This window comes from Archangium sp., assembly GCF_036277355.1.
Lineage (GTDB): Bacteria > Myxococcota > Myxococcia > Myxococcales > Myxococcaceae > Archangium.
Genome location: NZ_DASUNC010000017.1, coordinates 1 through 24956, shown reverse-complemented (window position 1 = coordinate 24956; position 24956 = coordinate 1). Strand labels below are relative to the sequence as shown.

At 69.5% G+C, this 24956-nt stretch carries 16 protein-coding genes; 7 read left to right on the top strand and 9 right to left on the bottom strand.

What is annotated here, in order from left to right; translation table 11 throughout:
- Positions 1–70: 70 nt before the first annotated feature.
- Positions 71–1432 (top strand): cytochrome P450, encoded by a 1362-nt coding sequence (locus VFZ09_RS03665; RefSeq protein ID WP_329726059.1) that lies wholly within the window; start codon positions 71–73, stop codon positions 1430–1432.
- A 9-nt stretch (positions 1433–1441) separates the two neighbouring features.
- Here VFZ09_RS03665 and VFZ09_RS03660 read toward each other — a convergent pair whose 3' ends face one another.
- The 4 genes from VFZ09_RS03660 to VFZ09_RS03645 all read right to left on the bottom strand — a co-directional run bounded on the left by VFZ09_RS03660 (position 1442) and on the right by VFZ09_RS03645 (position 6067).
- Positions 1442–2626, bottom strand: a complete 1185-nt coding sequence (locus VFZ09_RS03660; RefSeq protein WP_329726058.1) for a hypothetical protein — start codon at positions 2624–2626, stop codon at positions 1442–1444.
- Positions 2627–2629: 3 nt separating this feature from the next.
- Positions 2630–3931, bottom strand: a complete 1302-nt coding sequence (locus tag VFZ09_RS03655) for a hypothetical protein (protein ID WP_329726057.1) — start codon at positions 3929–3931, stop codon at positions 2630–2632.
- An 85-nt stretch (positions 3932–4016) separates the two neighbouring features.
- On the bottom strand, positions 4017–5411 hold the full coding sequence (locus VFZ09_RS03650) for a hypothetical protein (RefSeq protein ID WP_329726056.1): 1395 nt from the start codon (positions 5409–5411) through the stop codon (positions 4017–4019).
- Between the two features lie 32 nt (positions 5412–5443).
- Positions 5444–6067 (bottom strand): TetR/AcrR family transcriptional regulator, encoded by a 624-nt coding sequence (locus tag VFZ09_RS03645; RefSeq protein ID WP_329726055.1) that lies wholly within the window; start codon positions 6065–6067, stop codon positions 5444–5446.
- 306 nt (positions 6068–6373) lie between these two features.
- Here VFZ09_RS03645 and VFZ09_RS03640 point away from each other — a divergent pair, with 306 nt between their 5' ends.
- Complete coding sequence (locus tag VFZ09_RS03640) at positions 6374–6523, top strand: hypothetical protein (protein WP_329726054.1); 150 nt, start codon at positions 6374–6376, stop codon at positions 6521–6523.
- A 100-nt stretch (positions 6524–6623) separates the two neighbouring features.
- Entirely contained in the window at positions 6624–7331 is a 708-nt protein-coding gene (locus tag VFZ09_RS03635; protein ID WP_329726053.1) for a glutamine amidotransferase-related protein, read from the top strand.
- 22 nt (positions 7332–7353) lie between these two features.
- On the opposite strand, the gene nth is transcribed toward VFZ09_RS03635, so the two are convergent.
- The gene (gene nth / locus VFZ09_RS03630; RefSeq protein WP_329726052.1) at positions 7354–7992 is read right to left on the bottom strand and encodes an endonuclease III; all 639 of its coding nucleotides are present in this window, start codon (positions 7990–7992) and stop codon (positions 7354–7356) included.
- A gap of 60 nt (positions 7993–8052) precedes the next feature.
- The gene (locus tag VFZ09_RS03625; protein WP_329726051.1) at positions 8053–10296 is read right to left on the bottom strand and encodes a gliding motility protein; all 2244 of its coding nucleotides are present in this window, start codon (positions 10294–10296) and stop codon (positions 8053–8055) included.
- Between the two features lie 311 nt (positions 10297–10607).
- Between VFZ09_RS03625 and VFZ09_RS03620 the strand changes: the two genes are divergently transcribed.
- Both VFZ09_RS03620 and VFZ09_RS03615 read left to right on the top strand, forming a co-directional pair.
- On the top strand, positions 10608–12797 hold the full coding sequence (locus VFZ09_RS03620) for a DUF7151 family protein (protein ID WP_329726050.1): 2190 nt from the start codon (positions 10608–10610) through the stop codon (positions 12795–12797).
- Positions 12798–13015: 218 nt separating this feature from the next.
- A complete protein-coding gene (locus VFZ09_RS03615; protein WP_329726049.1) occupies positions 13016–13615 on the top strand; it encodes a DUF2378 family protein in 600 nt (199 codons plus the stop codon).
- On the opposite strand, the gene VFZ09_RS03610 is transcribed toward VFZ09_RS03615, so the two are convergent.
- Both VFZ09_RS03610 and VFZ09_RS03605 read right to left on the bottom strand, forming a co-directional pair.
- Positions 13594–16848, bottom strand: coding sequence for a PAS domain S-box protein (locus VFZ09_RS03610; RefSeq protein WP_329726048.1), 3255 nt, complete (start codon positions 16846–16848; stop codon positions 13594–13596). The two genes, VFZ09_RS03615 and VFZ09_RS03610, sit on opposite strands and share 22 nt — an antisense overlap.
- 235 nt (positions 16849–17083) lie before the next feature.
- On the bottom strand, positions 17084–18688 hold the full coding sequence (locus tag VFZ09_RS03605) for an MBL fold metallo-hydrolase (protein WP_329726047.1): 1605 nt from the start codon (positions 18686–18688) through the stop codon (positions 17084–17086).
- A 188-nt stretch (positions 18689–18876) separates the two neighbouring features.
- On the opposite strand from VFZ09_RS03605, the gene VFZ09_RS03600 reads away from it, so the two are divergent.
- Positions 18877–20694: an ABC transporter ATP-binding protein gene (locus VFZ09_RS03600; RefSeq protein WP_329726293.1), complete on the top strand. Its 1818-nt coding sequence runs from the start codon at positions 18877–18879 to the stop codon at positions 20692–20694.
- A 61-nt stretch (positions 20695–20755) separates the two neighbouring features.
- Positions 20756–21706, top strand: coding sequence for a biosynthetic peptidoglycan transglycosylase (locus VFZ09_RS03595; protein ID WP_329726046.1), 951 nt, complete (start codon positions 20756–20758; stop codon positions 21704–21706).
- A 6-nt stretch (positions 21707–21712) separates the two neighbouring features.
- Here VFZ09_RS03595 and VFZ09_RS03590 read toward each other — a convergent pair.
- A partial coding sequence (locus tag VFZ09_RS03590) for an amino acid adenylation domain-containing protein (RefSeq protein WP_329726045.1) occupies positions 21713–24956 on the bottom strand: 3244 nt, incomplete at its 5' end.

Here is a 24956-nt window from a genome sequence, read left to right as displayed (position 1 = left end):
GGTGGATGTCGGGGCTCCAGAAGCGTCGGGACTTTAACACAGCGCGGCGCCCATGGCATACGGACTGACCATGGAAACACTGGCCTCTCCCGAGAACTCGCCTGGCTCCTCCGTGGATGTCTCCCGCCTGCCGTTGCCGCCTGGCAGCTCGGGGCTTCCCCTCCTGGGCGAGACGCTCGCCTTCGTGCGGGACGGTGGGAAGTTCCTCGAGGAGCGCCGCCGCCTCCACGGGGATGTCTTCCGCTCCCATGTGCTGGGAGATCCCATCGTCTTCATGCTCGGCCCCGAGGCCAACCGGTGGATCTTCGCCGGGGAGAACAAGTACCTGCGCAACCGCTGGCACCTGAGCGCCCGGAAGCTGCTGGGCCAGCAGTCCGTCGCCATGATCAACGGCGGCGCCCACCTGGAGCGCCGCCGCCTGCTCGCTCCCCACTTCACCTACGCCGCCATGCGCCACTTCGTGCCGCGCATCGAGGCGCTCGTCCACCAGCACTGCGAGCAGTGGCTCTCGGCGCCGCAGCCCTTCAGGGCCGTGGACGCCGTGCGCGCGCTCGTGTTCGAGGTGGCCATCGTTCTCCTGGTGGGCGAGAGCCGGGTGGACGCGGCCTACATGAGCCGCTTGTTCAAGCGATGGGCGGCGGGGCTCTTCGCCGCCGTGTCGCTGGACATCCCCTTCACCACCTTCGGCCGGGGAGTCGCCGCCGAGAAGGAGATGCGCGCGTACCTCACCCCGCTGGTGGCCGAGCGCGAGAAGCTGGCCGAGCAGCCCCCCGACACCCTCGGCTCCCTGCTCTCGGCGCGGGACGAGCAGGGCCGGCCGCTGCCTCGCGAGACCGTGCTCGACGAGCTCCAGCTCCTGCTCTTCGCCGGTCATGACACCACGGTGACGGCCACCTCCAACCTGATGATGCTGCTGGGCCGGCACCCGGAGGTACTGGAGCGGTGCCGCCAGGAGCAGCAGCAGGTGGCGGAGAAGGGGCCGCTGACGCTGGAGTCGCTCCGGGCCATGCCCTACCTGCACCAGGTCATCCAGGAGGTGATGCGCCTCATCCCGCCCGTCGCGGGCGCCTTCCGGGTGACGACGCAGGACGTGGCCTACGGTGGCTATCGCATCCCCAAGGGGTGGCAGGTCTCGCTGGGCATCCGCGGCACGCACCACGGCGCCACGTGGACCTCCCCCGAGCGGTTCGATCCGGATCGCATGGGCCCCGAGCGCAACGAGCAGAAGCCACCGGGGACCTACATTCCCTTCGGCGGTGGCCCGCGGGTGTGCGTCGGGCAGCACTTCGCCATGGTGGAGATGGCCGTGGTCGCCGCCCTGCTGGTGCGCGGCTACCAGTGGGAGCTCGTCCCCGGCCAGGATCTGAGCCCCATTCCCTTCCCCATCCCGCTCCCGCGCGATGGCCTCCTCGTGCGCTTCTCACGGCGCTGAGTCAGCACCTCACCGGAAGTAGCTCTGGGAGATGTCCACCGAGTAGCCCAGCTCCAGCGTGGGCGCGGAGGCCGCCACGAGGTACTGGCGGAAGTGGAGCACCTTGCCGGGCAGCGGCGTCTGCGTCTCCAGTCCGTTGCTCGCCTCCGTCTCCTCGTACTGCTCCATGCTGCCGCCGTCGCGCCGGTAGTTGAAGACGGCCGGGAAGTGCGCCCGGGCCCGCACCGTGGCCACCGGCCAGGACACCCGGGGCAGCGCCAGCTTCAGCCGGCCGGACAGGTGGAAGACGCCCAGGTCCCTCGCCAGCACCACCTCCAGCGAGGCCTCCGTCTCCCCGAACCGCGCCGGAGCCACCTTCAGCTTCAGCTTGCCGTCCTTCTCGGCGGGCACCAGCGGCACCGAGTCGAGCAGCACCCGCTCGAGCCGGTGGCCCTCGGGCAGCTCCAGCTCCAGTTCCTGCTCGCGATCCAACCGCAGCGCGTAACGCACGCGCACCGCGGCCTTGCCCTCCAGCGTGGACACCCAGGAGGCGTGGGCCTCGGGGATGCTCGGCTCCAGCGGCGGACGCACCACCTGGCGGGCCACCTTCGGCGCCACCGCCGTGCGCCAGCCGAGCCGCAGCACCCCCTGTCGCGGGTACACCTCGGAGTCCTCACCCCAGGAGGTGGCGGGCTCGGTCACGGTGAAGGCCGTGGCATCCGCCTTCAGCCGCAGCGGCACCGGCGTGACGTGGGAGCCGAAGCGCAGCTGCACCTGGCGATCGGAGCCGCTGCCCGTGGGCCGCAGCACGAGGCTGACGTCGAAGCTGTAGCGGCCGGGCTCGCGCGTCACCAGGGTGAGCTGGTCCTCCAGCGCGCCCACGGTGGCCTTGTCCAACGTGGGGAGCGCCGTCAGGTACGTGTCCGCGTCGAGCCGCAGCAGCCGCACCTGGGTCCAGCGCTCGCTGGCGAGCACCTCCACCTCGAAGTGCGCGTCCACCAGCAGGGCGTCCGCGGTGAGGCGTCCCTCGAGCTGGCTCTTCACCACCAGCGCATCCGTGGGCGGGGCGGGCGGGGCCTGCTCCGGGCGCTTCGCGTACAACGGGAGCAGCTCCTCGAGGGGAATGGTCGCGGAGCCCGAGACGGTGGCCGGGGCAAAAGGGGAGCTGGCCGAAGCGGTCAGCAGCAATCCGAGTACGAGAGAAGAAGTCCACATGGTTCACCTCGCTTCCTGGGCGATGGGGGCGTGCGGCGGTTCACCGCCGGGGGGGAGATCCGAGAGCAGGGCCCGCACACTCGCGCGGGTGGAGAGGGCCATCAGGCCGAGCAGCGCCGCGAGGATCTCCAGCGTGTAGATGAGGCCGGTGTAGCCCTGGAGGATGACGGCGGTGGTGGGCACCACGAGCGTGGCCGCCCAGACGCCCGCCAGGTGCGCGCTCTTCTCCTGGGGATAGAGGCGCTTCGCGTAGACGACCACCGCCGCGCCGAGGCCGAGCGTGGCCACCGCATAGGCCACGTAGAAGTTCATGAAGGCCGCGAGGTAGGCCAGCAGCACGAAGAAGAAGCCGTACGCGGAGGCCAGCAGGTAGGACTCGTAGAAGGCGAGCGGCCGGCGGTGGCGGATGCTGAAGGCGGCCATCAGGGCCAGCAGGGCGAGGAAGGGCACCCAGGCGCGGCCCGCCATGGTGGAGATGACGAGATCATACGCCTCCACCGAGGGGAGGATGACACCGAGGCTCACGCCCGACTCGAGCGACTGGAAGGCCCAGTCGAGCGCCACCGTGCCGCGCCCGGTCTCCACCCGGCTGGCCGAGAGCACCTGGGGCGGATAGTCGAAGTTCTCGCCCCCCTCGACGGCCATGTGCAGCCGCACGTCACGGGCCGGCAGGGCGGGATCCAGCTTGTAGATGAACGAGTCGAGCCCCCGGGCGCGGTAGCGGATGGAGAAGGTGTTGGTGGCGCCCTGGGAGATGCGGCCCGTCCAGACGAGCCGGTTGCCGGACTCGCCGAGGTCCAGGTCCGACTCGGCGCCGTTGACGAGGAACTGCAGCTCCGAGAGGAGCACCTGGGACTTGTCCACCTCGATGGGGAAGATGAAGGCCACGTCGATGTCGTGGCCCTCGCGGTTGAGGACGGCGTAGTCGGCGGAGATCGTGAAGTCGAAGCCGGAGAAGTAGCGCAGGCCCCGCTTGCGGTAGTTCATCCGGGACTGCACCTGCACGTGCTGCTTGTCGAAGGGCAGGGGCTTGAGCTCGGTGAAGATGGTGCCGCTCTGCACGTAGCGCAGCGAGGGCGCGGGCTGGACGACGGGGGCGCCCCAGCGCTCCTCCACGTCCCGGGCCAGCTCCGAGCTGGCGAAGTCCGTCCGATCCGCCACCTGGCCGGCGATGACCGCCGTGGCGAAGACGACGATGAGGAGGCTGCCGAAGACGTGGTGGCGGACGAGCCACCTGAACGCGCGCCGGACCGGCGAGTCCGGTGGACGCGGTGAGGGCGTGGGAGGAAGGGTGTCTGGGCTCATGGGCCCAGAGTGGGACAGGGGGGTGCAACGGGAATGGACGCCCCGTGCACCCCCCGAGGAATGTTCGTGCAGAAATCGTGGAGGACTACGGCATGGTGAACAGGCAGCGGGTGACGGGGATGATGATGTCCGCCAGCACGTACAGGTAGTACGTCCTGCCACTCACCAGCGCGTCGGGCTGGCCGGACGCCGGGAAGCGCTGCGACAGGCCCGTGGGGACCACGCCGTACCGCACCGTCCCGCTCGACACGGGGGTTCCATCCACCGGCACGTCGATGCGCCAGAGCGTGCCCGTGGGCAGATCCAGGTTCGGCGGCACCGTCGGCGACGTGGCGCTGGCCTCGAGCACGTACACATACCGCGCCTTGCCGCCCCTCCAGGTGAGCGTCCCGTCCGCGGCGACACCCTCTCCGTTCTCACAGAGCGAGGGCCGGAAGAAGCGCTGATCGTCCAGCGGACCCGCGCCGTACGTCTGGCCCGCGAAGTCCTCGCGCTTGTAGCCCCGGTGGAAGAGCTCGGCCTCGAAGAAGCTCATCATCCGCACCGGATCCGTCGTCACGAAGATGGAGTCGTGCGGGTTCTCGGGGCCCGCTCGCGAGAAGCCGTTGTTCTGCTCACGCGGGTACGCGCCGAAGCCCACCGTGTTGATCCACCCGGCGCCCATGGCCAGGCCTCGCGGATGGAAGGAGTTGAGGAAGTTGCCCGGCGACTCGACGTACCAGTTCGACGGGCCCTTCGGCGCACGCGTCGAGTGGCAGCAGACACACGCCGTCGACTCGATCTGCGACCTCACCCAGTTGGCCTCCGCCACGTACGCCGGATCCTGCATGCGCGCGTCCTCGCGCTCCGCGTTCTCCGCCGGCGGCACCGGGTAGTACGGACGCTGCGTGCGCACGCGATCGCAGCTCGCGTAGTCCATGAAGCTGCGGCCCGGCTCGGTGGCTCCGGAGATCATCTCCCACGTGCAGACCTTTCCGCCCGGCGACATCCCGGCGGGCTCGCCCGGCTTGGGATCCACACAGTTGAGCACCGGCTGCTGGAACGTGGGCAGCCCCGTCCCTCCACCGCTGTCCTCCACCTGCCCGCCGCACACGGGCGCCGGGTCGAACACGCCACCGCCGAACAGCTCGCACCCGCGCTGCATGGAGCCACACTGCTGCGCGTCCACTCCGGGGAAGCTGATGCGCGTCCACCGCTCGTTCTCGCCCCCCAGGAAGCAGTAGCCCAGCCGCTCCGGCAGGTTGCACGCCGAGCCCAGCACCGCCGTCGAGCCCTGATCCTTGCAGTCCTCCACCGCGGCCTCGTCGGTCCACTCACCGACGTAGTCGCGGCACTCCTCCATGCTGCTGAACCGGTTCGTGTAGACGCAGTGGCCCACCACCTTCTCCGGGACGGTGGGGACTTCACCCCCTCCGCCACACTGACAGCCCGCCACGAGCAACAACACGACCAGCACCGTCGATAGACGCGGTGAAAGCATGGACAACTCCCCTGTTGGAATGAAGCGTGGAACTAGCTCTTCGCGTAACCCTTCAAGAAGCCGTCCAGGTGCTGCTCGATGAAGCGCTCCAGGACGAGCGGACGGCAACGGCGGCCCTGCAACTGATGCTGGTGGAAGAGCCCCAGCAGCAGCGGTGACATCAACGCGAGCGCGGCCACCCGCGCATCCGGCACGGACAGCTCTCCTCGCGTGTGGAAGACAATCAGCAGCTCCTCGACGGAAACCAGCGTGGGCTCGAGGATCGACGAGACGTAGATCTGCCCGAGCTCCGAGTCCGCCATGCCCTCGGCGAAGCCCGCGGCGTGCATGCCGCCCAGGGCTCCCGACCACGCGGCGGCGATCTGCCCCAGCAGCTGGGTGAAGGCCTCTCTCGCGGGCAGCTCCGCCAGGGACTTCGCCCAGGCCTGGCGCTCCTGTCCGAACTTCAACAGGTAATCGAAGGCGGCCTGCACCACGCCGTGGCGATCACCGAAGTAGTGCCTCAGCGTCCCGGGATCCACCCCGGCGCCCTCCGCGAGCACGCGCATGCTCGGGTGCGAGCCGCCCGACATCAGCATCTGCTGCGCTACGCTCGCCAGGAGCCGCGAGCGCGTCTCGTCATGATTGCGGTTCCGGGCTCCCGATATCCTTCCCATGATCGAGATGGATATTCGGCGAATATTCCCGAATCAAGCCGATCGTGTGGGTTTATATCCTTCCTCGGTGGGGAGATTTATCGGCCTCGGGGATGGCCGCCCCGTACCCGCGGTGCGGCTGGGCTTCGCTCGCATTGCCGATGAGTCCGAGCTCGCCGAGGCGGTGCGGCGCATGGCGCGCACACTCCCCAGGAGCCCTCGTGCGCCGAAACGGGAAATATCCGGGAGAACAGGAAAAGCTATCCGGCTCTGAGGCAATCCCCTATCGTCACCGCGCTGCACTTCAAACCCCCCAAGGAGCACCCCATGAAGCGCGTTCTCTTCGTCGCCGTCGCCGCCATCGCCCTGGGCCTGGGCCTCGCTTCCGCCCCCGTGCAGGCGGCCGATACCTGCGCGCCGTATTGCTACAAGCACCCGATCACGGGCGAGCTGGTCTGCACCTCTCCCTGCCCGTAAGGGCTCGGAGCTCCGGCTCCGCGGCGATGAAGGCCTCATCCGGGCTTCCCGGGTGGGGCCTTTGCCGTTACGGTGCCCGGACTCCCATCCAGGAGGCGCCATGCGCGCGGTGGTGATGCAGCACGAGGAGCACGAGGGGCCAGGGTTGCTCGGTCCGGCGCTGGAGGCGGCGGGCTTCACGCTGGTGAAGCGCTTCCGCACCGTCAAGCGCGAGGACCTGAACGCGGAGCTGGTGGTGGTGCTCGGCGGCCCCATGGGCGTCTACGAGGCGGATCGCCATCCCTTCCTCGGCGAGGAGCTGGCCCTGGTGACCGAGCGGCTCGCCCTGGGGCTCCCGGTGCTGGGCCTGTGCCTGGGCGCGCAGCTGCTGGCGGCCGCGGCCGGCTCCGAGGTCTTCGTCGGGAAGAACGGCCTCGAGGTGGGCGTGGCCCCCGTGCGCTGGACGAAGGAGGCACTCGCCGATCCCGTCATTGCCGGCGTGCGCCCGCGCACCCCGGTGGCCCACTGGCACCAGGACACCTTCAAGGCCGTGCCCGGCGCCACGCTCCTGGCCTCCACGGATCGCTACACCCAGCAGGCCTTCCGGCTCGGCGACTCGTATGGCTTCCAGTTCCACCTGGAGCTCACCGCGGACGAGCTCGACCGCTGGTTCACCCAGGGTGCCGAGGAGCTCGTCGAGCTGTACGAGAAGGACGTGGACGAGCTGCGCTCCCAGCTCCCCAAGCTCCGCACGGCCGAGGCCGAGAACCGGGAGCTGCTCGAGCGGCTCGCCCACCACTTCGCGCGGGTGGCTCGCGCCGCCCGGTGAGCACCGGGTGGGGCGGGGCGTCCTACTCCTCGATGCCGATCTTCGGGCAGATGTCGCTCATGGGGCAGGCCTCGCACCTGGGCTTGCGAGCCGTGCAGGTGTAGCGGCCGTGCAGCACGGTCGCGGGCCCGAAGAAGGTCCACTGGTCCTGGGGGACGAGCTTCATCAGATCCTTCTCGATCTCCTCGGGCTTCTCCTTCTTGGAGAGGCCCATTCGCTGGCTGACGCGGGCCACGTGGGTGTCGACGATGACGCCCGAGGGGAGGTTGAAGGCGGTGTTGAGCACGACGTTGGCCGTCTTGCGGGCCACGCCGGGCAGGGTGATGAGCTCGTCGATCGTCTGGGGCACCGTGCCGCCGAAGCTCGCGAGCAGCTCGCGGCTCATGGCCTGCACGGACTTCGTCTTCTGCTTGAAGAAGCCGGTGGGCTTGAGGTCCTCCTCGAGCGCGGCGGTGTCGGCCTCGGCGAAGGCCTGGGGGCCGGGGTACTTCTTGAAGAGGGTGGCGGTCACGCGGTTGACGCGCTCGTCCGTGCACTGCGCGGCCAGGATGGTGGCGACGAGCAGCTCGAAGGGGGTGCTCCAGTTGAGCTCGTAGCGGGCACCCGGGTGGGCCTCGTGGAGGCGGGTGAGGAGGGTCTTGGCGGTCTGGGCGGCGGTCATGGTCGTGCTCGGGAGGGAGTGGCGACGGAGACGCAGTCTACCGGGCCGAGCCCGGGCGCTTCACCTGCTCTGATGTGGAGTACTGGGAGGGGTTCTACTCGGAGCGAGAGGCATTCCGTGGAAGCCCTCTCCACCTCGGGTGGAAGCGCGCGGGCGCGCCGCCGATCGCACGCCGTAGCGCGACGAGGGTGGGGGCGCTGGCAGCAGGGTCACGGGGGGAAGGACGAACTCGGACAGGGAGCGCAGGCCGCCCGCGAGCACCGCGCCCGCCAGGCGCAGGAAGCCCACCGGCTCCAGGCCCCGGGCCCGCACCGCCGCGGAGAGCCCCAGCGAGAAGCTCACGGCCAGGTTGATCACCCCCACGCAGAGGATACCCACCACGGCCCAGAGGAAGGCCGGCTCCACGAGCCGCTCGGGCCCCAGCGCCGTGCCGGCGAAGGCGAGGGTGCCGGCACTGAGGGTGACGTGCCGCACGTCCATGGGCAGACCGAAGAAGCGGCACACCGCGGGCGTCATGCCCAGCAGCAATCCGAGGCTGACATTGGCGCCCAGGCCGCACGCATGACGCGCGAGGGCCTCGCCCAGCCACTTCGCCCGGGCCTCACCGAGCAGACAGCGCAGGCCGGGGTGACGCGCGAGCGCCTCGGGCAGGCGCTGGTAGTGCACCCAGTTCTCCAGCCAGCCGCCGAAGACGCTCGAGCACCACAGCAGCACGCCGGTGAGGGCTGCGAAGAGCAGGGTGCCGCTCTTCAGTGGGTGGAGCGAGCGCACCACGTACTCCGCCTCGCTCGGCTCCAGCAGTGGCTGGCCCCGGAGCGCCTGGAGGACGAGTCCCACGACGGTGACGGTGGCCACCACCGCTCCGAGGTTGCCGAAGACCGAGGCCAGCTGCGAGCGGGTGATGCAGGCCAGTTGTCGCACCAGGCTGTGCATCCCCTTGTCACCGGCCTTCACGTCCATCGAGGCCGCCAGGGCCGCGCCCGTCATGGAGGGCTGCTTGGTGGCAAGGGTGAAGCCGAGCAGCTGGATGAGCAGGAAGCCGAGGGCATAGTTGGTGGCGGCCGCGAGCCCCTCGAAGAAGAGGGGGAGCGCCGCGAAGGTGATGGCCAGCTTGAGCGCCGCGGTGCCCGCGGTGAGCAGCCCGCCGCCGGCCGCCGCGCTCACCATCCGGTGGTACTCGTCCTGGGTGGTGGCGATGTAGTGGCGGCCCACCTCGCCGGTGTGCTCGAAGATGCGCCGCGAGATGCACCGCACGCTGCTGCGGAAGAGCGCGGCCACGCTGCGCTCCCGCGCGTGCGCATCCACCAGCGAGGACAACAGCCGGAGGGCGGCGCCAGGGGTGGCGTGGACGCGGTCCGGGGCGAGCAACCACAGCAGTGACTCCAGCCGATCCAGGGCGTGGCCGAGCTGCTCGAGCCGGTAGACGAGATCCGTCCCCACGGCGTGTGCATCCATGTGGCGCAGCACGCGCTGCGTGGCGGCGCGGCAACCGGCGATGGCCTCGGCGCAGACCTTTCGCCGCCGCTCCACGGTGGAGCCCTGCGCGCCCGTTCGCACCTCCCATCGCAATGCCTCGCACGCGCGCGGCAGGCGGACGAACGGGGAGTGCTCGAGTGGCCCCGGAGGCAGCCGCGCCAGCACGTCACTCGCCAGACCGAGGGCACTCGCGCGCGCGGCGAGTACGAGCACCGCGTCCTCCACCGCCTCCGTCAACGGGGCGAAGGAGGGCGCTCGCAGCAGGGCACAGAAGGCCACCACCAGCTCCTCGGACAACTCATCCAGCCAGGCCTGTCCCTCCTTCCCGGGGAACAGGCGCCATACGAATGGAGAGAGGTCCCGTTCGTCCGGCGCCGGGGGCACCAGCCGCTGTCCGAGCCGCGCCACGGCATCCCCCAGGAGGCCTCGTGCGGCGGACAGGCCCGGCTCGGTGAACAACCTCAGCGCGGACGTCTCGGCGAGCACCGACGCGAGGACATCGCGCAGGGACTCGCACCACGCGGGTGCCTCGCCGAGGACCTCCACCAGCAGCCGCAGGCGCGCCGAGCCCGGGGACTCCACCGGCGCCAGCCGTCCGCGCCGCGAGGGCGTGGCACCACGAGCCTGGAGCCAGCGGACCAGCTCCTCCAGCCACGTCAGGCGGGCCGCGAGCGGCTCCTGGGGCCGGGCCGATGTCAGCAGCGCATGCAGCTCGCGCAGCCGCTCCTCCGCCTCGGGGGTCCTCGGGTAACAGGTCAGCAGTTGTTCCAGCGCGGGCGAGGAGAGGAGGGGCTCTGTGCGCGGGGCGGGAGCGGGACTGATGAGCATGGGTGAAGAAAATTTTGTCCTCAAATCAACAAAGTGGGAAATGGGAGGACTCGGGCCTGCCTGCTCCTCAGACGGGTCTGCCGCATGCCGCACTGTCCGAGCAGCCTGCCCATGGCGAGCTTGAACCAATTTCTTACATGATATGAATCAAGCATGTTTGCCTGCTGATCGGCCGTTATTCCTGGCGCCTCGCTGGTGCGGGTCCGGTGTCTTGACGGTGATAGGGCAAACACAGTTCTCTTCCGCGCACTGATGCGTGAACGGACCGCGATGCGGCGTGTCCCACGCTTCTGCAATCCAGGAGAGGTTGAATGTCCCAGCAGTGGAGTTGGCGTCCGTCTGTCGTGGCCGGTTTCGTCTTCGCGATCACCGCGTGTTCTTCGCCCTCGGAGGTTCCGGGCGCGGACGGGCAGGGCGGTACTTCCAGCAGCAACGGCAAGAACGCGGCCGTCCGGCTGATTCCGGAGGCACCGGGCGCCCGCTGCCCCCAGGGTGGCACCGCGCTCCAGACGGGCCTCGATCACAACGGGGATGGCTCGCTGAGCGACGACGAGGTGGAGCAGACCTCGTACGTGTGCAACGGCAGCGGCCCCCAGGCTGGCGGCATGTCGCTCGTGAAGCTGATGCCCGAGGCGCCGGGTGCGCGGTGTGCCTCCGGTGGCACCGCCGTCCTGTCCGGGCGCGACACGAACGCCGACGGGCTGCAGGGGGACTCCGAGGTCACCCACACGCAGTTCCTCTGCAATGGGCAGGGCGAGAAGAAGGGCAATGCGTACCTGATGAAGATGCTGTCCGAGGCCGCCGGCTCGAACTGCCCCCAGGGCGGAACGGCCGTCCTCGGTGGTATCGACGTGAACGTCAACGGGCAGCTCGAGAGCACCGAGGTGACGACGACGCAGTACGTCTGCACCGGATCGGCGGGCGTGAGTGGTACCGAGGCGCTCGTCAGGCTCGATGCCGCGCCGGCCAGTGCGAACTGCGGCCAGGGTGGCACTGCCGTGAAGAGCGGCTTCGATGCGAATGGTGACGGAACGCTCGGCACCGGTGAGGTGACGAACACCACGTTCGTGTGCAACGGGCTCACCGCGACGCTGGACCCGAACCGGGGCGAGGCCCTCGTACGGCTCGATTCCGAGCCCGCGGGCGCCAACTGCGCGTACGGCGGCACGGCCGTGAAGACGGGTTTCGACTCGAATGGCGACGGAACGCTGAGCGATTCCGAGGTCACGACGACCCAGCTCGTGTGCAGCGCGGCCAATTTCTTCCGGACGAAGTGGGCGAACAACCAGCCGGGAAGCTACGAATCCGGTGAGATCACCAACCTGTGGGTCCCCGTGTCGCGCCGGGTCTGGATCTACAAGAGCAGCGATACGTCGCGTATCAAGCTCACTGTCTCCGACAATTTCCGGGTTGGTTTCAACCTCAACGGAGGGAGTGGTTATTACTCGGTGCGCATGAACGGCAGTTCGATCAACTGCGACGCCCGGCAGTACAACGCGAACACGGCTGGCTGGAACCAGAACTATCACCTGCCTTTCGCCAACGTCTGCCTCACCGATCAGCTCCCGAAGGGGCTGTACGAATTCGACGTGTGGACGATGGCGAGCGGAGGAACCAGCTACATCGGTCATGTAACGTCCGGCAGTGCGTTGCTTCTCGCCGAAGAACTCGATGGCTCAAAGCCCTACGCCTTTTCCAAGGCGGGGGGGTGGAGCGGTACGGCCGTCCCGTCATACTCAAAGATGAGCGGGCGTGAAGTCACGTTCCTCAAGCAGTCCGCGTCCACGCTGCTCAAGGTGACGCTCGCGGATACTCTACGTGTGGGCTACAACCAGAACGGCGGGCACGGCACGGTGATGGTGCGGCTCGATGGGGTCAACACCAACTGCTACACGGGTAAGTATGACGCCCAAGGAACAGGCGGTGATCTTCACAATCCATTCGTGATGACCTGCATCCTGCCGAACGTCTCCGCTGCTCAGCACACGTTGGATGTTGCCCTTTCAGCGAACTCGGGCGGTCAAGCGTCCCTTGGCTGGGAGCGGAGCAGTCCGCTCCTCCTCGTCGAGGAACTCCCGAACACGGGGCTCACCTACTCGAACATGGGCTTCGCCAGTGGCGAAATCTCTGGTGTATGGGCCGGCGTCGGTGCGCGACAGATCGTTCATTACGTCAGCGCTCCCGGAAAGACGGTGAAGGTCACGTACTCGGACACGTTCCGCGCGGTCGCCGGCTGTAATGGGCGCATGGGCCAATTCCAGCTGTACGTCGATTACCAGCCCACCGGGTGCATCAACGGCCAGTACGTGTGGAATGCGGGTGCCGTGCAGGACCATCACCATCCGGCGAACCTGACGTGCATCATTCCGAATCTGACGCCCGGCTTCCACACGTTCTCCATCTGGTCGACCACACTGCATGGGGACGGAAGCACCTGCGGCTCGAACTACTTCGGCTGGAACCGCGGGCAGAACCTCCTGCTGGCCGAGGAACTGCCGTAAGCGCTCCTCCCACTCGCGCCTGATCCGCGCCCACCGGTGCCCCCATCGGCCCGGTGGGCGCGCTACAGCGCTGTAGCGCCGCCGCGAAATCCCGGAATTCAGGCGGCGTGAAGGTGGAGTGATGGGTCCTGAGCGGGTCTGACGACGCGATAGGTGGTCAGCGCCGCGTTTTGCGCTCTAATGGGCGCCGCCGGACAAGTTCCTGGAGTCCCCCCACCGTGCCCCTGCCTACTACCTCCATTCCCGCCCCCGGACTGGAACATCTGCTCTCGCTGGCCACCCCCGCGGATACCGCCCGCGGCATGTTCTTCAACGGCCTGTTCGATGCGGCGCGCGCTCTGGGCGGCGAGGAGGCCCGCGCGAAGTGCATCACGGCCGCCGGCGAGAAGAAGTACGTCGACTTCCGCAGCTACCCGGTCGGCGATCTGCTCAAGGCCATCTACACCGCCGCGGACGTGCTCGGCCCCAGGCTGGGCGGCAGGGATGCCGTCCTCCGCCGGCTCGGCCGCCGCGCCACCGAGGACTTCCTCAACTCCACCGTGGGCAAGACCATGGTGGCCCTCGCCGGCAATGATCCGCACCGGCTCCTCTCCGCCTTCCCCAACGCCTGCCGCGCCGCGCTGAGCTATGGCGAGCGCACCGTCGAGCGGCTCGGCGACAAGCAGGCGCGCATGCTCGCGCGCCGTGACTTCCTGCCCATGAACTACATCGAGGGCACCCTCACCGCCGTCGTGGAGCGCTCCGGCGTCTCCGGTGTCCAGGTGCGCGGCCACCGCATCTCCCCGCTCGACGTGGACTACGACATCAACTGGTCCTGAACCGCCAGGCGCCTCGGCAGGCGCACGGTGAAGGTGGTGCCTTCCTCGTCCGTGGAGCTCACGTCGATGGTGCCTCCGTGGCCCAGGACGATCTGCCGGGTGATGAAGAGGCCCAGTCCCAGGCTCCCCTGGCGCGCCCCCGCCTCCGGTCCCCGCTGGTAGGGCTCGAAGAGTCCCGGGAGCACCTCGGGGGAGATCGGATTCCCCTCGTTGTGGACCTCGAGCAGCACGTCCTCGCCCTCGCTCCGGGTGGACACCCGCACGGGCGTGTCCCGGGGGCTGTGCTGGAGCGCGTTGCCCACCAGGTTGGTGACCACCTGGGCCAGCCGATCCCCATCCCACTCACCCCAGCCGTCTCCACTGGCCTGGAAGGAGATGCGCCGGTTGGGCCAGGCCAGCCGCACCTCCGTCACCACCCGCCGGACGTGCTCGTGGAGGTTCAGCGGCTCGCGGTGCACGGGGATGCCCCGCATCCGCGCCTGGTTGAAGTCGAGCAGATCCCGGATCATCCGGCTGGCCCGGTCCGCCGAGCTGTGGATGCGCTGCGCCGCCTTCGAGGTGCGCTCGTCCACGTCCTCGCGTTTGAGCAGCGTGGTGGCGGACAGGGCGATGGCGTTGAGCGGCGTGCGCAGATCGTGACTGACGATGGCCACCAGATCCTCGCGCTCCTGGATGGCCGCCTGCGCCTGCTGGTAGAGCCGCGCGTTGTCGAGCGCCATGGCCGCGCGATCGGCCACGCCCCGGGCCACCTCCAGGTCCGTCGAGGTGCACGTGGGGCGGAACCGGTTCCACGCGAAGGAGATGATGCCGAGCTTCCGGTCCCTCGCCACCAGGGGCACGAGGATCACCGACTTGAGCGAGAGCGCCTCCAGCAGGGCCCGGTGCTCCTCGCTGCGGGCGACGGAGTCCAACCACTCGGGGGTGACGTCCGGCTCGGCCAGGGGCACGCCGGTGTTGAGCAGCTGCTGCATGACGCCCCCATGTCCCAGGTGGGGCGGGTACATCATCGTGTGGTGCAGCAGGGCCTGACGATCCGCGTCCCGGGCCGTCAGCTCCAACCGGAGCAGCTGTCCGTCCTCGCTCAGCAGATCCACCATGCAGTAGTCCGCCAGGTGTGACACCACCAGCGAGGCGAGGCTCTTCAGGGTGGTGTGCACGTCGAGGGACTGGGACAGCAGGGTGCCCATCTCGACGAACAGGGCCTGGGCCTCCTCGGCGCGCTTGCGGGCGGTGATGTCGCGCACGATGCAGGTGAAGAAGCGCCCCTGGGGCAGCAGCGTCTCGCTGACGGAGAGCTCCAGCGGGAAGACGAGCCCGTCCTTGCGCCGGCCGTACACCTCGCGCCCGATGCCGATGAGCTTGCGCACCCCCGTGCCGAGGTTCCTGCGCTGCTGGGGCTCGGGCACCAGGTGGCGCATGTCCCGGCCGATCAGCTCCTCGGGCGCGTAGCCGAAGATGCGCACCGTGGCCGGGTTGACGCTCTGGATGGCGCCCTGCTCGTCGATGGTGAGGATGCCGTCCACCGCCGTCTCGAGGATCGCCTCGAGCCGCCGCGTCGTCGCGCGCAGCACCTCCTCGGCCTGCCGCCGCGGCGAGATGTCGCGGGTGATCTTCGCGAACCCGCGCAGGCCGCCGCGCTCGTCCCGCAGGGCGCTGATGAGCACGTCCGCCCAGAAGCGGGTGCCGTCCTTGCGCACGAGCACGGCCTCCGTGCGGTACTGCCCCTCGGAGGCGGCGATGCGCAGCGACTCCTCGGGCACCCCGGCCATGACGTCCCCGGGCAGGTAGAAGAGGGAGATGGGATGGCCGATCACCTCCTCCGCCTTCCAGCCCTTGATGCGCTCGGCGCCCGGATTCCAGCTGGCCACCCGGCCCTCGGGATCCAACATGAAGATGGCGTAGTCCTCCACGCCCTCCACCAGCAGGCGGAAGCGCTCCTCGGTGGCGCTCTCGGCGCGCTTGCGCTCGGTGATGTCCAGCACCGCGCTGGCCACGAGGAAGACCTCGCCGGCGCGGTTGCGCACCGGGGCGTGGTTGATGAGCCAGTGGTGGATCTCCCCGCCCGTCGCGGGGGTGGTGCCCGTCACCTCCTGGCCGAGCACCGCCTGTCCCGTCTCCAGCACCTGGCGGCGCATGGGCCCGAGCTGGGTGGCCAGTCCGGGGACGACCTCCTTCACCCCGTGGCCCAGGACGTTCTCGATGGGAGCGCCGATGATGTCCGCCAGCATCTGGTTGACGCGCACGTAGCGCAGATCGCGATCCATGAAGGACAGCCCCACCGGCGCGGTGGTGAGCAGGGTGTCCAGCAGCGCCAGGGCCTCCTCCGTCTTCTGGCGCTCGCGCACCAGCTCCGTCACCTCCACCGCGTGCACGAAGACGCCTTCCACCCGCCCATCCGCGCCCCGGTTGGGCGCGTAGACGAAGTTGAAGAAGCACTCCACCGGGGGGCCGCCGTTGCGGTAGACCCAGACACGCACCTCGTGGCCCACGGCCGGCTCGCCCGTGCGGTAGACGTTGTCGAGCAGCACGCGGAAGCCCTGATCCTCCAGCTCCGGCAGGGCCTCGCGCAGGGGCTTGCCCAATATCTCCCGCACGCCGATGGCCTGCTGGAGGCGCGGATTGGCCAGGGTGAGGATGTGCTCGGGGCCCTCCAGCACGAAGATGAGCGCGGGCGCTTCCTGGAAGAGGGCCGCCAGGCGCTCGCGCTGCGCCTCGGACTCCCTCAGCAGCCGGGCGCGCGTGGCCTCCTCCTCCTTTTGCGCGGTGCGCTCGTTCTGCCGCTGCAGCTCGTCGCGCTGGACGGTGTACGCGTCCACCGCCTCGGCGATGCCGGTGACGATGAAGGAGACCAGGTGCTGCACTTCGGTGAAGGAGAAGGGGACGCCCGCCTGTCTCGCCTGCTCGAGGATGCAGTCCTGCAGGACGCCATACTCCCGCACCACCGCGGGGAGCTCGAACCCCTGACTCAGGCGCTGGCCACCGTGGACCCGGGCCTCGGCGCTCTGGTCCGGTACGGCGGCGGCTTCACTGCCTCCGGTGCGGCGCAACACCGTGGCCAACTGCCGGAGGTAGTCCCCGATGTGGTCCTCCAGGGCGGCCCGGCTCGGGAGCCCGGGGGACGGGCCGGCGTGCAGCCGCTCGAGCCACTGGCGGGTGATCTCCTCCCGCCGGGAATCCAACAGGTCCGCCAGGGAGGCAGGTGGGCTCGTGGACCGATGTGTCTCGAGGTTCACTCCGTATTTCCTCCCCCGGGCCTGGGCCACAAGCCCCGTTCCACTGAGACATCAGCGGAATGGCAAAGTAGTCCCCACCTGGCCGGAACGCGCCTGGGGCCCTACGTACGACCCTGGAGTGGATGCCAGACACACGGGCAGTGGCCAGGGCTCGGACGGCTGCCTGGTGACCGCTCCCTGGAGCCCGAGGCATCCCGGGGAGCGGCCCGGCGTTACCGGGGAAGGATGGTCTGACTCAGCCGCCGAGCTGGAGCTCGGTGGCACCGTACAGCCGCTCGGCGGTCCCCCCGCGTGAGCGGAACTCGGCCAGCAACAGGTCGGACTCCTTCATGCGGGGCGTCTCCGCCGTGGCGGCGGGGCCGATGATGCGCTCCATCCAGGGCTCCAGGCCCATGGCGTAGTTGTAGAGCCTCCGGGCGCCCACCAGCTCCAGCAACCGCAGCCCCTCGGCGCGCGTACTGCCACGGCAGCGCCGGTTCTTCTCCATCTTGCGGTCCCGCTTCTTCGGGAAGAGCGCCTCCATCGTCCAGGTGTGCGGAGCCCCCTCGATCTCCGTGTTCATGAAGACCGTCTGGATGTCTCCAAGGTCCTGGCGCAGGTGACGGTAGAGGGTGTCATCCACGCACATGGAGTCGGCGACGAGGAGGAGCTTCTCCTGGCCCGCCCGGATGAGCCAGCTGGACTTGGAGTGGCCCAGGTCTCCGTGCTCGCCGAGGAAGGGCGTGGCGAGGATCTCCCCGTCCGGCAGGGGCAGCGACTCATAGGTGTCGAGCGCGTGCACGCTCCGGATGCCGAGCGCGAGGCCCAGGAAGCGGGGGTTGAAGTCGCCCACCAGCAGGCCGCTGGCGCGCGGCATCACCAGATGGCCGATCCGGTGCCGCAACCGCAGCAGCGTCTCGAAGTCCAGGTGATCCGGGTGGTTGTGGGTGATGAGCACGTAGTCGATGCGCGGCGGCAACTGCTGGAAGGTGACGCGCGGCGGGCCCTCGGCGATGGGGCGGGAGCTGATCACCGGATCCACCAGGATGGAGACGCCCTTCCACTCGATGAGCACGCTGGCATGGCCCAGGTAGCGCACGCGGGGCTTGGGGCCCTCCCACGGGGCGGCGGGAGGCGGAAGCGGCGCGCCGGAGAGCAATGGCAGCACCTCCTCGTCGCTCTTCGCCGCGGGGCCGAGCAGATCGCGCACGTAGCCCAGCGGCCGGGGCTCCAGGTCCATCTGGAAGAGCTTGTCCAGACGCTCGTCGTCGAAGGGCACCTGCCAGTCGAGCTGCCCCGGCTCCGGCAGCCGCGGCGTGGTGAGGAAGGTGGAGCGCGCCGAGTCCGAGGGCAGCAGGCCCAGGCGCAGCGATTGGAGCTCCCGCTTGTAGTAGCGGCTCCGGTAGAACATCCCCTCCATGAAGCGCACGAAGGGCCGGTTGTTGTAGTCGTAGAGCAGCTCCACCCGTCCCTTGAGCGGCTCGGGCAGCTTTTCGTACAACGGCTCCAGCGACTGGCCCCGGGCCTCCGTCAGCAACCAGCCCTGGAACTCCTCATGGGCCTCGGCCAGCTTGATGCAGTCCGCCTGATCCGCCTGCATCTTCTGCAGCAGCGCCTTCACCTCACCGGCGCGAGCGGGCGGCACGTCCACGAAGGAGCTGCCGCTCAGGGCGCGATCCCTCGCCGCCTTGAAGTGGAAGTCGGGGCTCTGCAGATACGCCCGGAGGAGGGGAATCTGGTACCCGTGGACATGGAGGCAGGCGGGAACGGGGGCCACGTTCAGCCACCACGCCGCCCAGCCATTCACGAGGGGTTCGGCGAAGGCCGGGTCGGCCAGTCGGTACAGGGGCTGTGACGTCATGGGTTCGGCTCGCGGAATCGGGGTTGCTGTTGCAACAGGGAGGCGGGAAATGTGCCAGAGCCCGCGCCATCTGGCGAGAGGGCCCGTCGCGCTTCTGGCGCCCGGCCGGCCGCGGCGCGTCATGCTGGCGCCATGACCGGGATGGGAGGCCGCGGGCTGATCTGATACTCATGGCGCGAGGGAGCGTGATGGAAGCGTCCGACAACAAGCCGAAGCCGCAACGCAGGAGCGCGGCACTCAAGAACATCCCGCCCCTGCTGCGCATCGTCTGGGAGGCCTCGCCCTCGGCGGTGCTGGCCAATCTCACGCTGCGGATCATCGCGGCGCTGATCCCCGTGCTCCTGCTGGGCGTCGCGGGCCGGATCATCGACTGCGTGGTGACCGAATCGGCGATCCAGCAGGGCATGTCCCGGCGGCTCTGGATGCTCGTCGGGCTGGAGTTCTCGCTCGCCGCGGCGGGCGGCATCCTCACCCGCGCCCTCCAGTACTTCAACGCCGTGCTCGCCGAGAAGTACACCCGCCACATCAGCCTCCGGCTGATGAAGCATGCCTCGCGGCTCGACCTCGGAACGTACGAGGATCCCGCCTTCCATGATCGCCTGGAGCGGGCGCGCGTGCAGGCCACCGATCGGCTCGCCATGATCGAGGGCATTGCCCGCTTCCTGCAGCAGCTCGTCACGGCGCTGGGCCTGTGCGCTGGAATCCTCGTGTTCTCCCCGTGGATCCTCCTGAACATCATCCTCTGCCTGGTGCCGGCGGCGGTGGCCCAGGCGCGCTTCGGCGCCAGGCTGTATGCCTTGAACTTCCGCAACACGCCCAGGCGGCGCGAGCTGGACTACCTGCGCCAACTGGGGGCCAGCAAGGAGAGCGCGAAGGAGCTCAAGATGTTCGGCCTGAGCCCCTTCCTCATGCGCCGCTACGAGCTGGTCTCCGGGGAGATCCTCGACGACGTGGTGCGGCTGTGGCGCCGCTCGTTCCCCGGCCTGTCGCTGCTGTCGGTGGTGGGCGCGCTCGGCTACTACGGCGCGTACGCGTTCGTCGTGTACAAGGCCACGCGCGGCGAGGTGAGCGTGGGCGGGCTCACGTTCCTGGCCGGCGCGATCGCCAGCGCGAACCGCACGTTCCAGGATCTCCTCGGGACCGCGGTGAGCGTGGCCGAGCAGTCGCTCTACATCAGCGATGTGCTCGCCTTCTTCGCCATGGAGCCCACCGTCCGCTCGGGCACGAAGGCCCTCGAGGTCCCCCGTCCGATCCGCCAGGGCTTCGAGTTCCGCGACGTCACCTTCTGCTACCCGGGGCGCTCCGAGCCCGTGCTCCAGGGGGTGAGCTTCCGGCTGGCCCCGGGCGAGCGGCTCGCCCTCATCGGCGAGAACGGGCAGGGCAAGACCACCATCGTGAAGCTGATGATGCGGCTCTATGATCCGACGTCCGGGCAGATCCTGCTCGATGGCGTGGACCTGCGGGAGTACGACATCGAGGACCTGGCCCGTCAGATGGGCGTCGTCTTCCAGGACTTCGGCCGCTACGACATGTCGGCGTCGACCAACATCGCCATCGGCCAGATTGAACAGCTCGAGGATCGGGCGCTCATCACGGAGGCGGCGCGCAAGAGCCTCGCCCATCCGGTGATTGATCGTCTGCCGCGAGGGTATGACCAGGTGCTCGGCCGGCGCTTCGACGGGGGCGTGGAGCTGTCGGGTGGGGAGTGGCAGAAGATCGCCCTGGCGCGCGCCTACATGCGGGATGCGCAGCTGCTCATCCTGGACGAGCCGACCGCGGCGCTCGACGCCCAGGCCGAGCTCGAGGTGTTCGAGCGCTTCGGGGAGCTGGCCACGGGCAAGATGGCCGTCCTCATCTCCCATCGTTTCTCGACGGTGAGGATGGCGGATCGCATCCTTGTGCTGACGGGCGGGAAGATCGTCGAGGAGGGGGCTCACGAGGCGCTCCTCGCGCGCGGGGGGCGCTACGCGACGATGTACGAGCTCCAGGCCTCGCGCTACCGCTGAGCCCGGGCCGGCCCCAATCGCCGGGCCACGAGACACCAGGGCCGCGCTATCCTGGGTGCCCATGTCCGCTCGAATCCGCCGTCCCTTCTCCACCGCGAGCCTCTGCGTCCTGGGGGGCTTCGCCGTCTACGTCTTCATCCTCTCGCGGACGGTCCCGGACGTCTCGCCCCTGGTGGCGCAGACGCCGGAGCGGACGAGCTACATGCGGGTGAGGGCCGGGGAGCTGAACAAGGCGGAGGACACGTTCCGGCTCGAGCCCGCCGAGGTGCTTCCCCCCAACCCGGTGCTGGCCTGCGCGATCGTCAAGTCGGAGGACCTCGTCTTCTTCCGCCACGGAGGCTTCAACTGGGGCCAGCTCCTGTCCCAGATCTTCACGCGCTTCACCTTGTCGGGCGCGAGCACCATCACCCAGCAGCTCGCGCGCAATGTCTTCCTGGGGCCGGAGCAGTCGCTGGGGCGGAAGCTCCGCGAGCTGTTCATCGCGAAGGAGCTGGAGCGGACGCTGTCCAAGCGCCGCATCCTCGAGCTGTATCTGAACGTCATCGAGTGGGGCGATGGAACGTGGGGCGCCGGGCCCGCCGCGAAACACTACTTCGGCAAGTCCCCGGCGGAGCTGGATGCCTTCGAGGCCACGTTCCTCTCCGCGCTGACGGCGGCGCCCCGGCACCCGCTGACGGGCTCCAACCTGGAGCGGGCCGAGGGCGTGCAGCACCGGGTGCTGCTCCAGCTCTACCGCTCCGGCATCCTCGACGAGGAGACGTGGCGCGAGGCCGACACCCGCGCCAGCGCCGTCTTCGCGTGCCTGCGCCAGGGGCAGCCCCTGAACGCCGCCTTCACCTGCACCGAGGCCCCTCCGCCCACGGGGACGCCGAAGCCCTTCTACGCCCGCACCCAGGTGGAGCCCCTGCGCGACTGGCTGGAGCAGGGGTGCGGGTTGGAGCGCGAGTCCACCGAGGTGAAGGCCATCCGGGAGCTCCGGCGCAAGGAGCGCGAGCAGGGCAAGCAGCCGTAGCCCGCGCTACCGCCCCGCGCCCATCAACTCCTCCAGCAGGCGCACCAGCTCGCCGAGGCGGGGCCGGCGCATGATGGACATGTGGTTGCCGGACACCTCGCGGATGTCCAGGCCTCCCGCGGCGAGCGGCTCCCAGCCGTGCCCGGCCTGGACGGGCTTGCCCGCCATGTCCTCGGTGGCCCGGAGCAGGGTGAGCCGGCCCGTGTACGGCTGTGGCCGGTAACCCACCCACGCCCGCGCGGTGTACTCGAACACGCGGTAGAGGTTGCTCACCCGCTCGAAGCCCACCTGCGCCAGCGGGCTGTTGGCCTTCTGGTGCTCCTCGTAGAAGTGCCGCAGCCGCTCCTCCCGCGGCATCCGCGCGAGGCGCTCCTTCAGCGCCGCCGGCTCCTCTCCCGTCAGCGGCAGCAGCATCGACGCCAGCTCCTGCGTCAGCATGTCCTCCAGCAGCTCCGCGTCGCTCGCCACGCCCTCGCGCATCGTGCTCAGCGGGTAGGCGTCGATGATGGCCGCCAGCCCCACCTGCTCGCCCCGCGCGGTGAGCTGCCGGGCCATCTCCAGCACGACGATGCCGCCCAGCGACCAGCCCGCGAGGTGGTAGGGGCCCGAGGGCTGTACCGAGCGCAGCGCCTCGATGTAGAGCGCCGCCATCTCCTCGATGCTCGAGCAGGGCTCGCCCCCCTCCACGCCGCGCGCCTGGATGCCGTAGCAGGGCTGCTCCGCGTCCAGCAGGCGCGCCAGCTCCACGTAGCACAACACGTTGCCACCCATGGGGTGGATGCAGAACAGCGGCGCCCGCGTGCCGTGGGGCTTGAGCGGCACCAACGGGGACCACGGCCGGGCGTCCTGTTGCTCGAGCAGCGTGGCCATCTTCTCCACCGTGGCGCCCTTGAAGAGCGACACCAGCGGGAAGTCGCGGCCCGTCTCCTCGCGGATCCGCTCCACGAGCTGCACCGCGAGCATGGAGTGCCCGCCCAGCTCGAAGAAGTCGTCGCGGATGCCCAGGGGCGACACCCCCAGCACGTCCTCCCAGATGCGGACGAGCTGCAGCTCCAGCGGGCTCCGGGGCGCGACGAGCGCCCGCGAGGCCTCCGTGCGCACCGTACCGGGCACGGGCAGGGCGCGGCGATCCACCTTGCCGTGCGACGTGAGCGGCAACACCGGCAGCGGCACGAAGGCCGAGGGCACCATGTACTCGGGCAGCCGCGCCTTGAGCCGGTCCCGCAGCTCGGCGGCCCCCGGCGCGTGGCGGTTGCTGGCCGCCACGATGTAGGCCACCAGCCGCTTGTCTCCTGGCACGTCCTCCCGCGCCAGCACCACCGCCTCGCGCAGATCCGGGTGCTCGAGCAGCGCCGCCTCGATCTCCCCCAGCTCCACCCGGAAGCCGCGCACCTTCACCTGGTGATCGATCCGGCCCAGGTACTCGAGCGTCCCGTCCGGCCGGTACCGGGCCAGATCGCCGCTGCGGTAGAGCCGCTCGCCCGGCGTCGTGGCGAACGGGTTGGGGATGAAGCGCTCGGCCGTCAGCTCCGGCCGGTCCAGATAGCCGCGCGCCAGGCCCGCGCCTCCCACGAACAGCTCGCCCGTCACGCCGATGGGCACGGGGTGCAGGTGGCTGTCGAGCACGTACGTCTGGAGGTCCGGGATGGGCACGCCGACGTTGCTGCCCGGTGCGCCCTCCGCATCCGCGGTGCTCAGCGGCCGGTAGGTGACGTGCACCGTCGTCTCGGTGATGCCGTACATGTTGACCAGTCGCGGCCGTGCATCGCCGTGACGCTCGAACCAGGGCCGCAGGGCGCCGAACTCCAGCGCCTCACCGCCGAACACCACGTAGCGCAGCGCCAGCCCCTCGGAGCGGCCCGAGGACTCCTCGTACTGGATGAGCTGCCGGAACGCGGACGGCGTCTGGTTGAGCACCGTCACCTGCTCGCGGCGCAGCAGCTCGTGGAAGTGCTCGGGCGAACGGCTCACCTCGTAGGGCACCACCACCAACCGCCCACCGTAGAGCAGCGCACCCCAGAGCTCCCAGACGGAGAAGTCGAACGCGTACGAGTGGAACAGCGTCCAGACGTCCCGCGCGTCGAAGTGGAACCAGTGCTCCGTGGCACGGAACAGCCGCACCACCTCGGCGTGGCTGAGCTGCGCGCCCTTGGGCTTGCCGGTGGAGCCGGACGTGTAGATGACGTACGCGAGGTTGGCCGGCGCCGCGAGTGGCGGCGGATCCTCCTCGCTCCGCGAGTGGAGCACCGGATCCGGCACGTCGAGGCAGATGACCTCGGCGTCCGACGGCGGGAAGGCCTCGCGCAACCGGGCCTGGGTGAGCAGCACCGGGACGCGGCTGTCCTGGAGCATGAAGGCCAGGCGCTCCTTCGGGTAGGCGGGATCCAACGGGACATAGGCGCCGCCGGCCTTGAGCACGCCGAGGATGGCCACGACCATCTCCAGCGAACGCTCCACCGCGAGCCCCACCTTCGTCTCGGGGCCGACCCCCAACGCGCGCAGGTGGTGCGCGAGCCGGTTGGCCCGCCGGTTGAGCTCTCCGTAGGTGAGGTGCTGGTCCTCGTAGCTGACCGCCAGGGCGTCCGGTGACTGCTTCACCCGGGCTTCCACGAGGTGGTGGATGCAGTCCTCGCGCGGGACGTCCGTGCGCGGGTTCCACTCCACGAGCAACTGGTGCCGTTCGGCCTCGGTGAGCAGGGGCAGCTCGCTCAGGCGCTGCTCCGGGTGCGCGACGATGCCCTCGAGCAGCACGCGGAAGTGCTCGGCCATGCGGGCGGCCGTCGCGGGCTCGAAGAGGTCGGTGTTGTATTCGAGGCTTCCCTCGAGCCCCTCCGCCGTCTCCGCCAGCGCGAGGCTCAGATCGAACTTGGAGATCGGGATCTCCACCTCCACGTGCCGCAACTTCAGACCCGGCACCGCGAGCTCCGGCTGCGGCGTGTTCTGGAGGTTGAAGACCACCTGGAAGAGGGGATTGCGGCTGAGATCGCGGGAGGGCTGGAGCTCCTCGACGAGCTTCTCGAAGGGCACGTCCTGGTGGGAGTAGGCCGCCAGGGTGAGGGAGCGGACGTGGGCGAGGAGCTGGAGGAAGGAGGAAGACGGAGCGACAGAAGAGCGGAGGACGAGGGTGTTGACGAAGAAGCCGATGAGGCCTTCGAGCTCGGAGCGGGAGCGGCCAGCGATGGGAGAGCCGACGGTGATGTCGGACTGGCCGGAGTAGCGAGAGAGCAGGAGGTTGAAGGAGGAGAGGAGC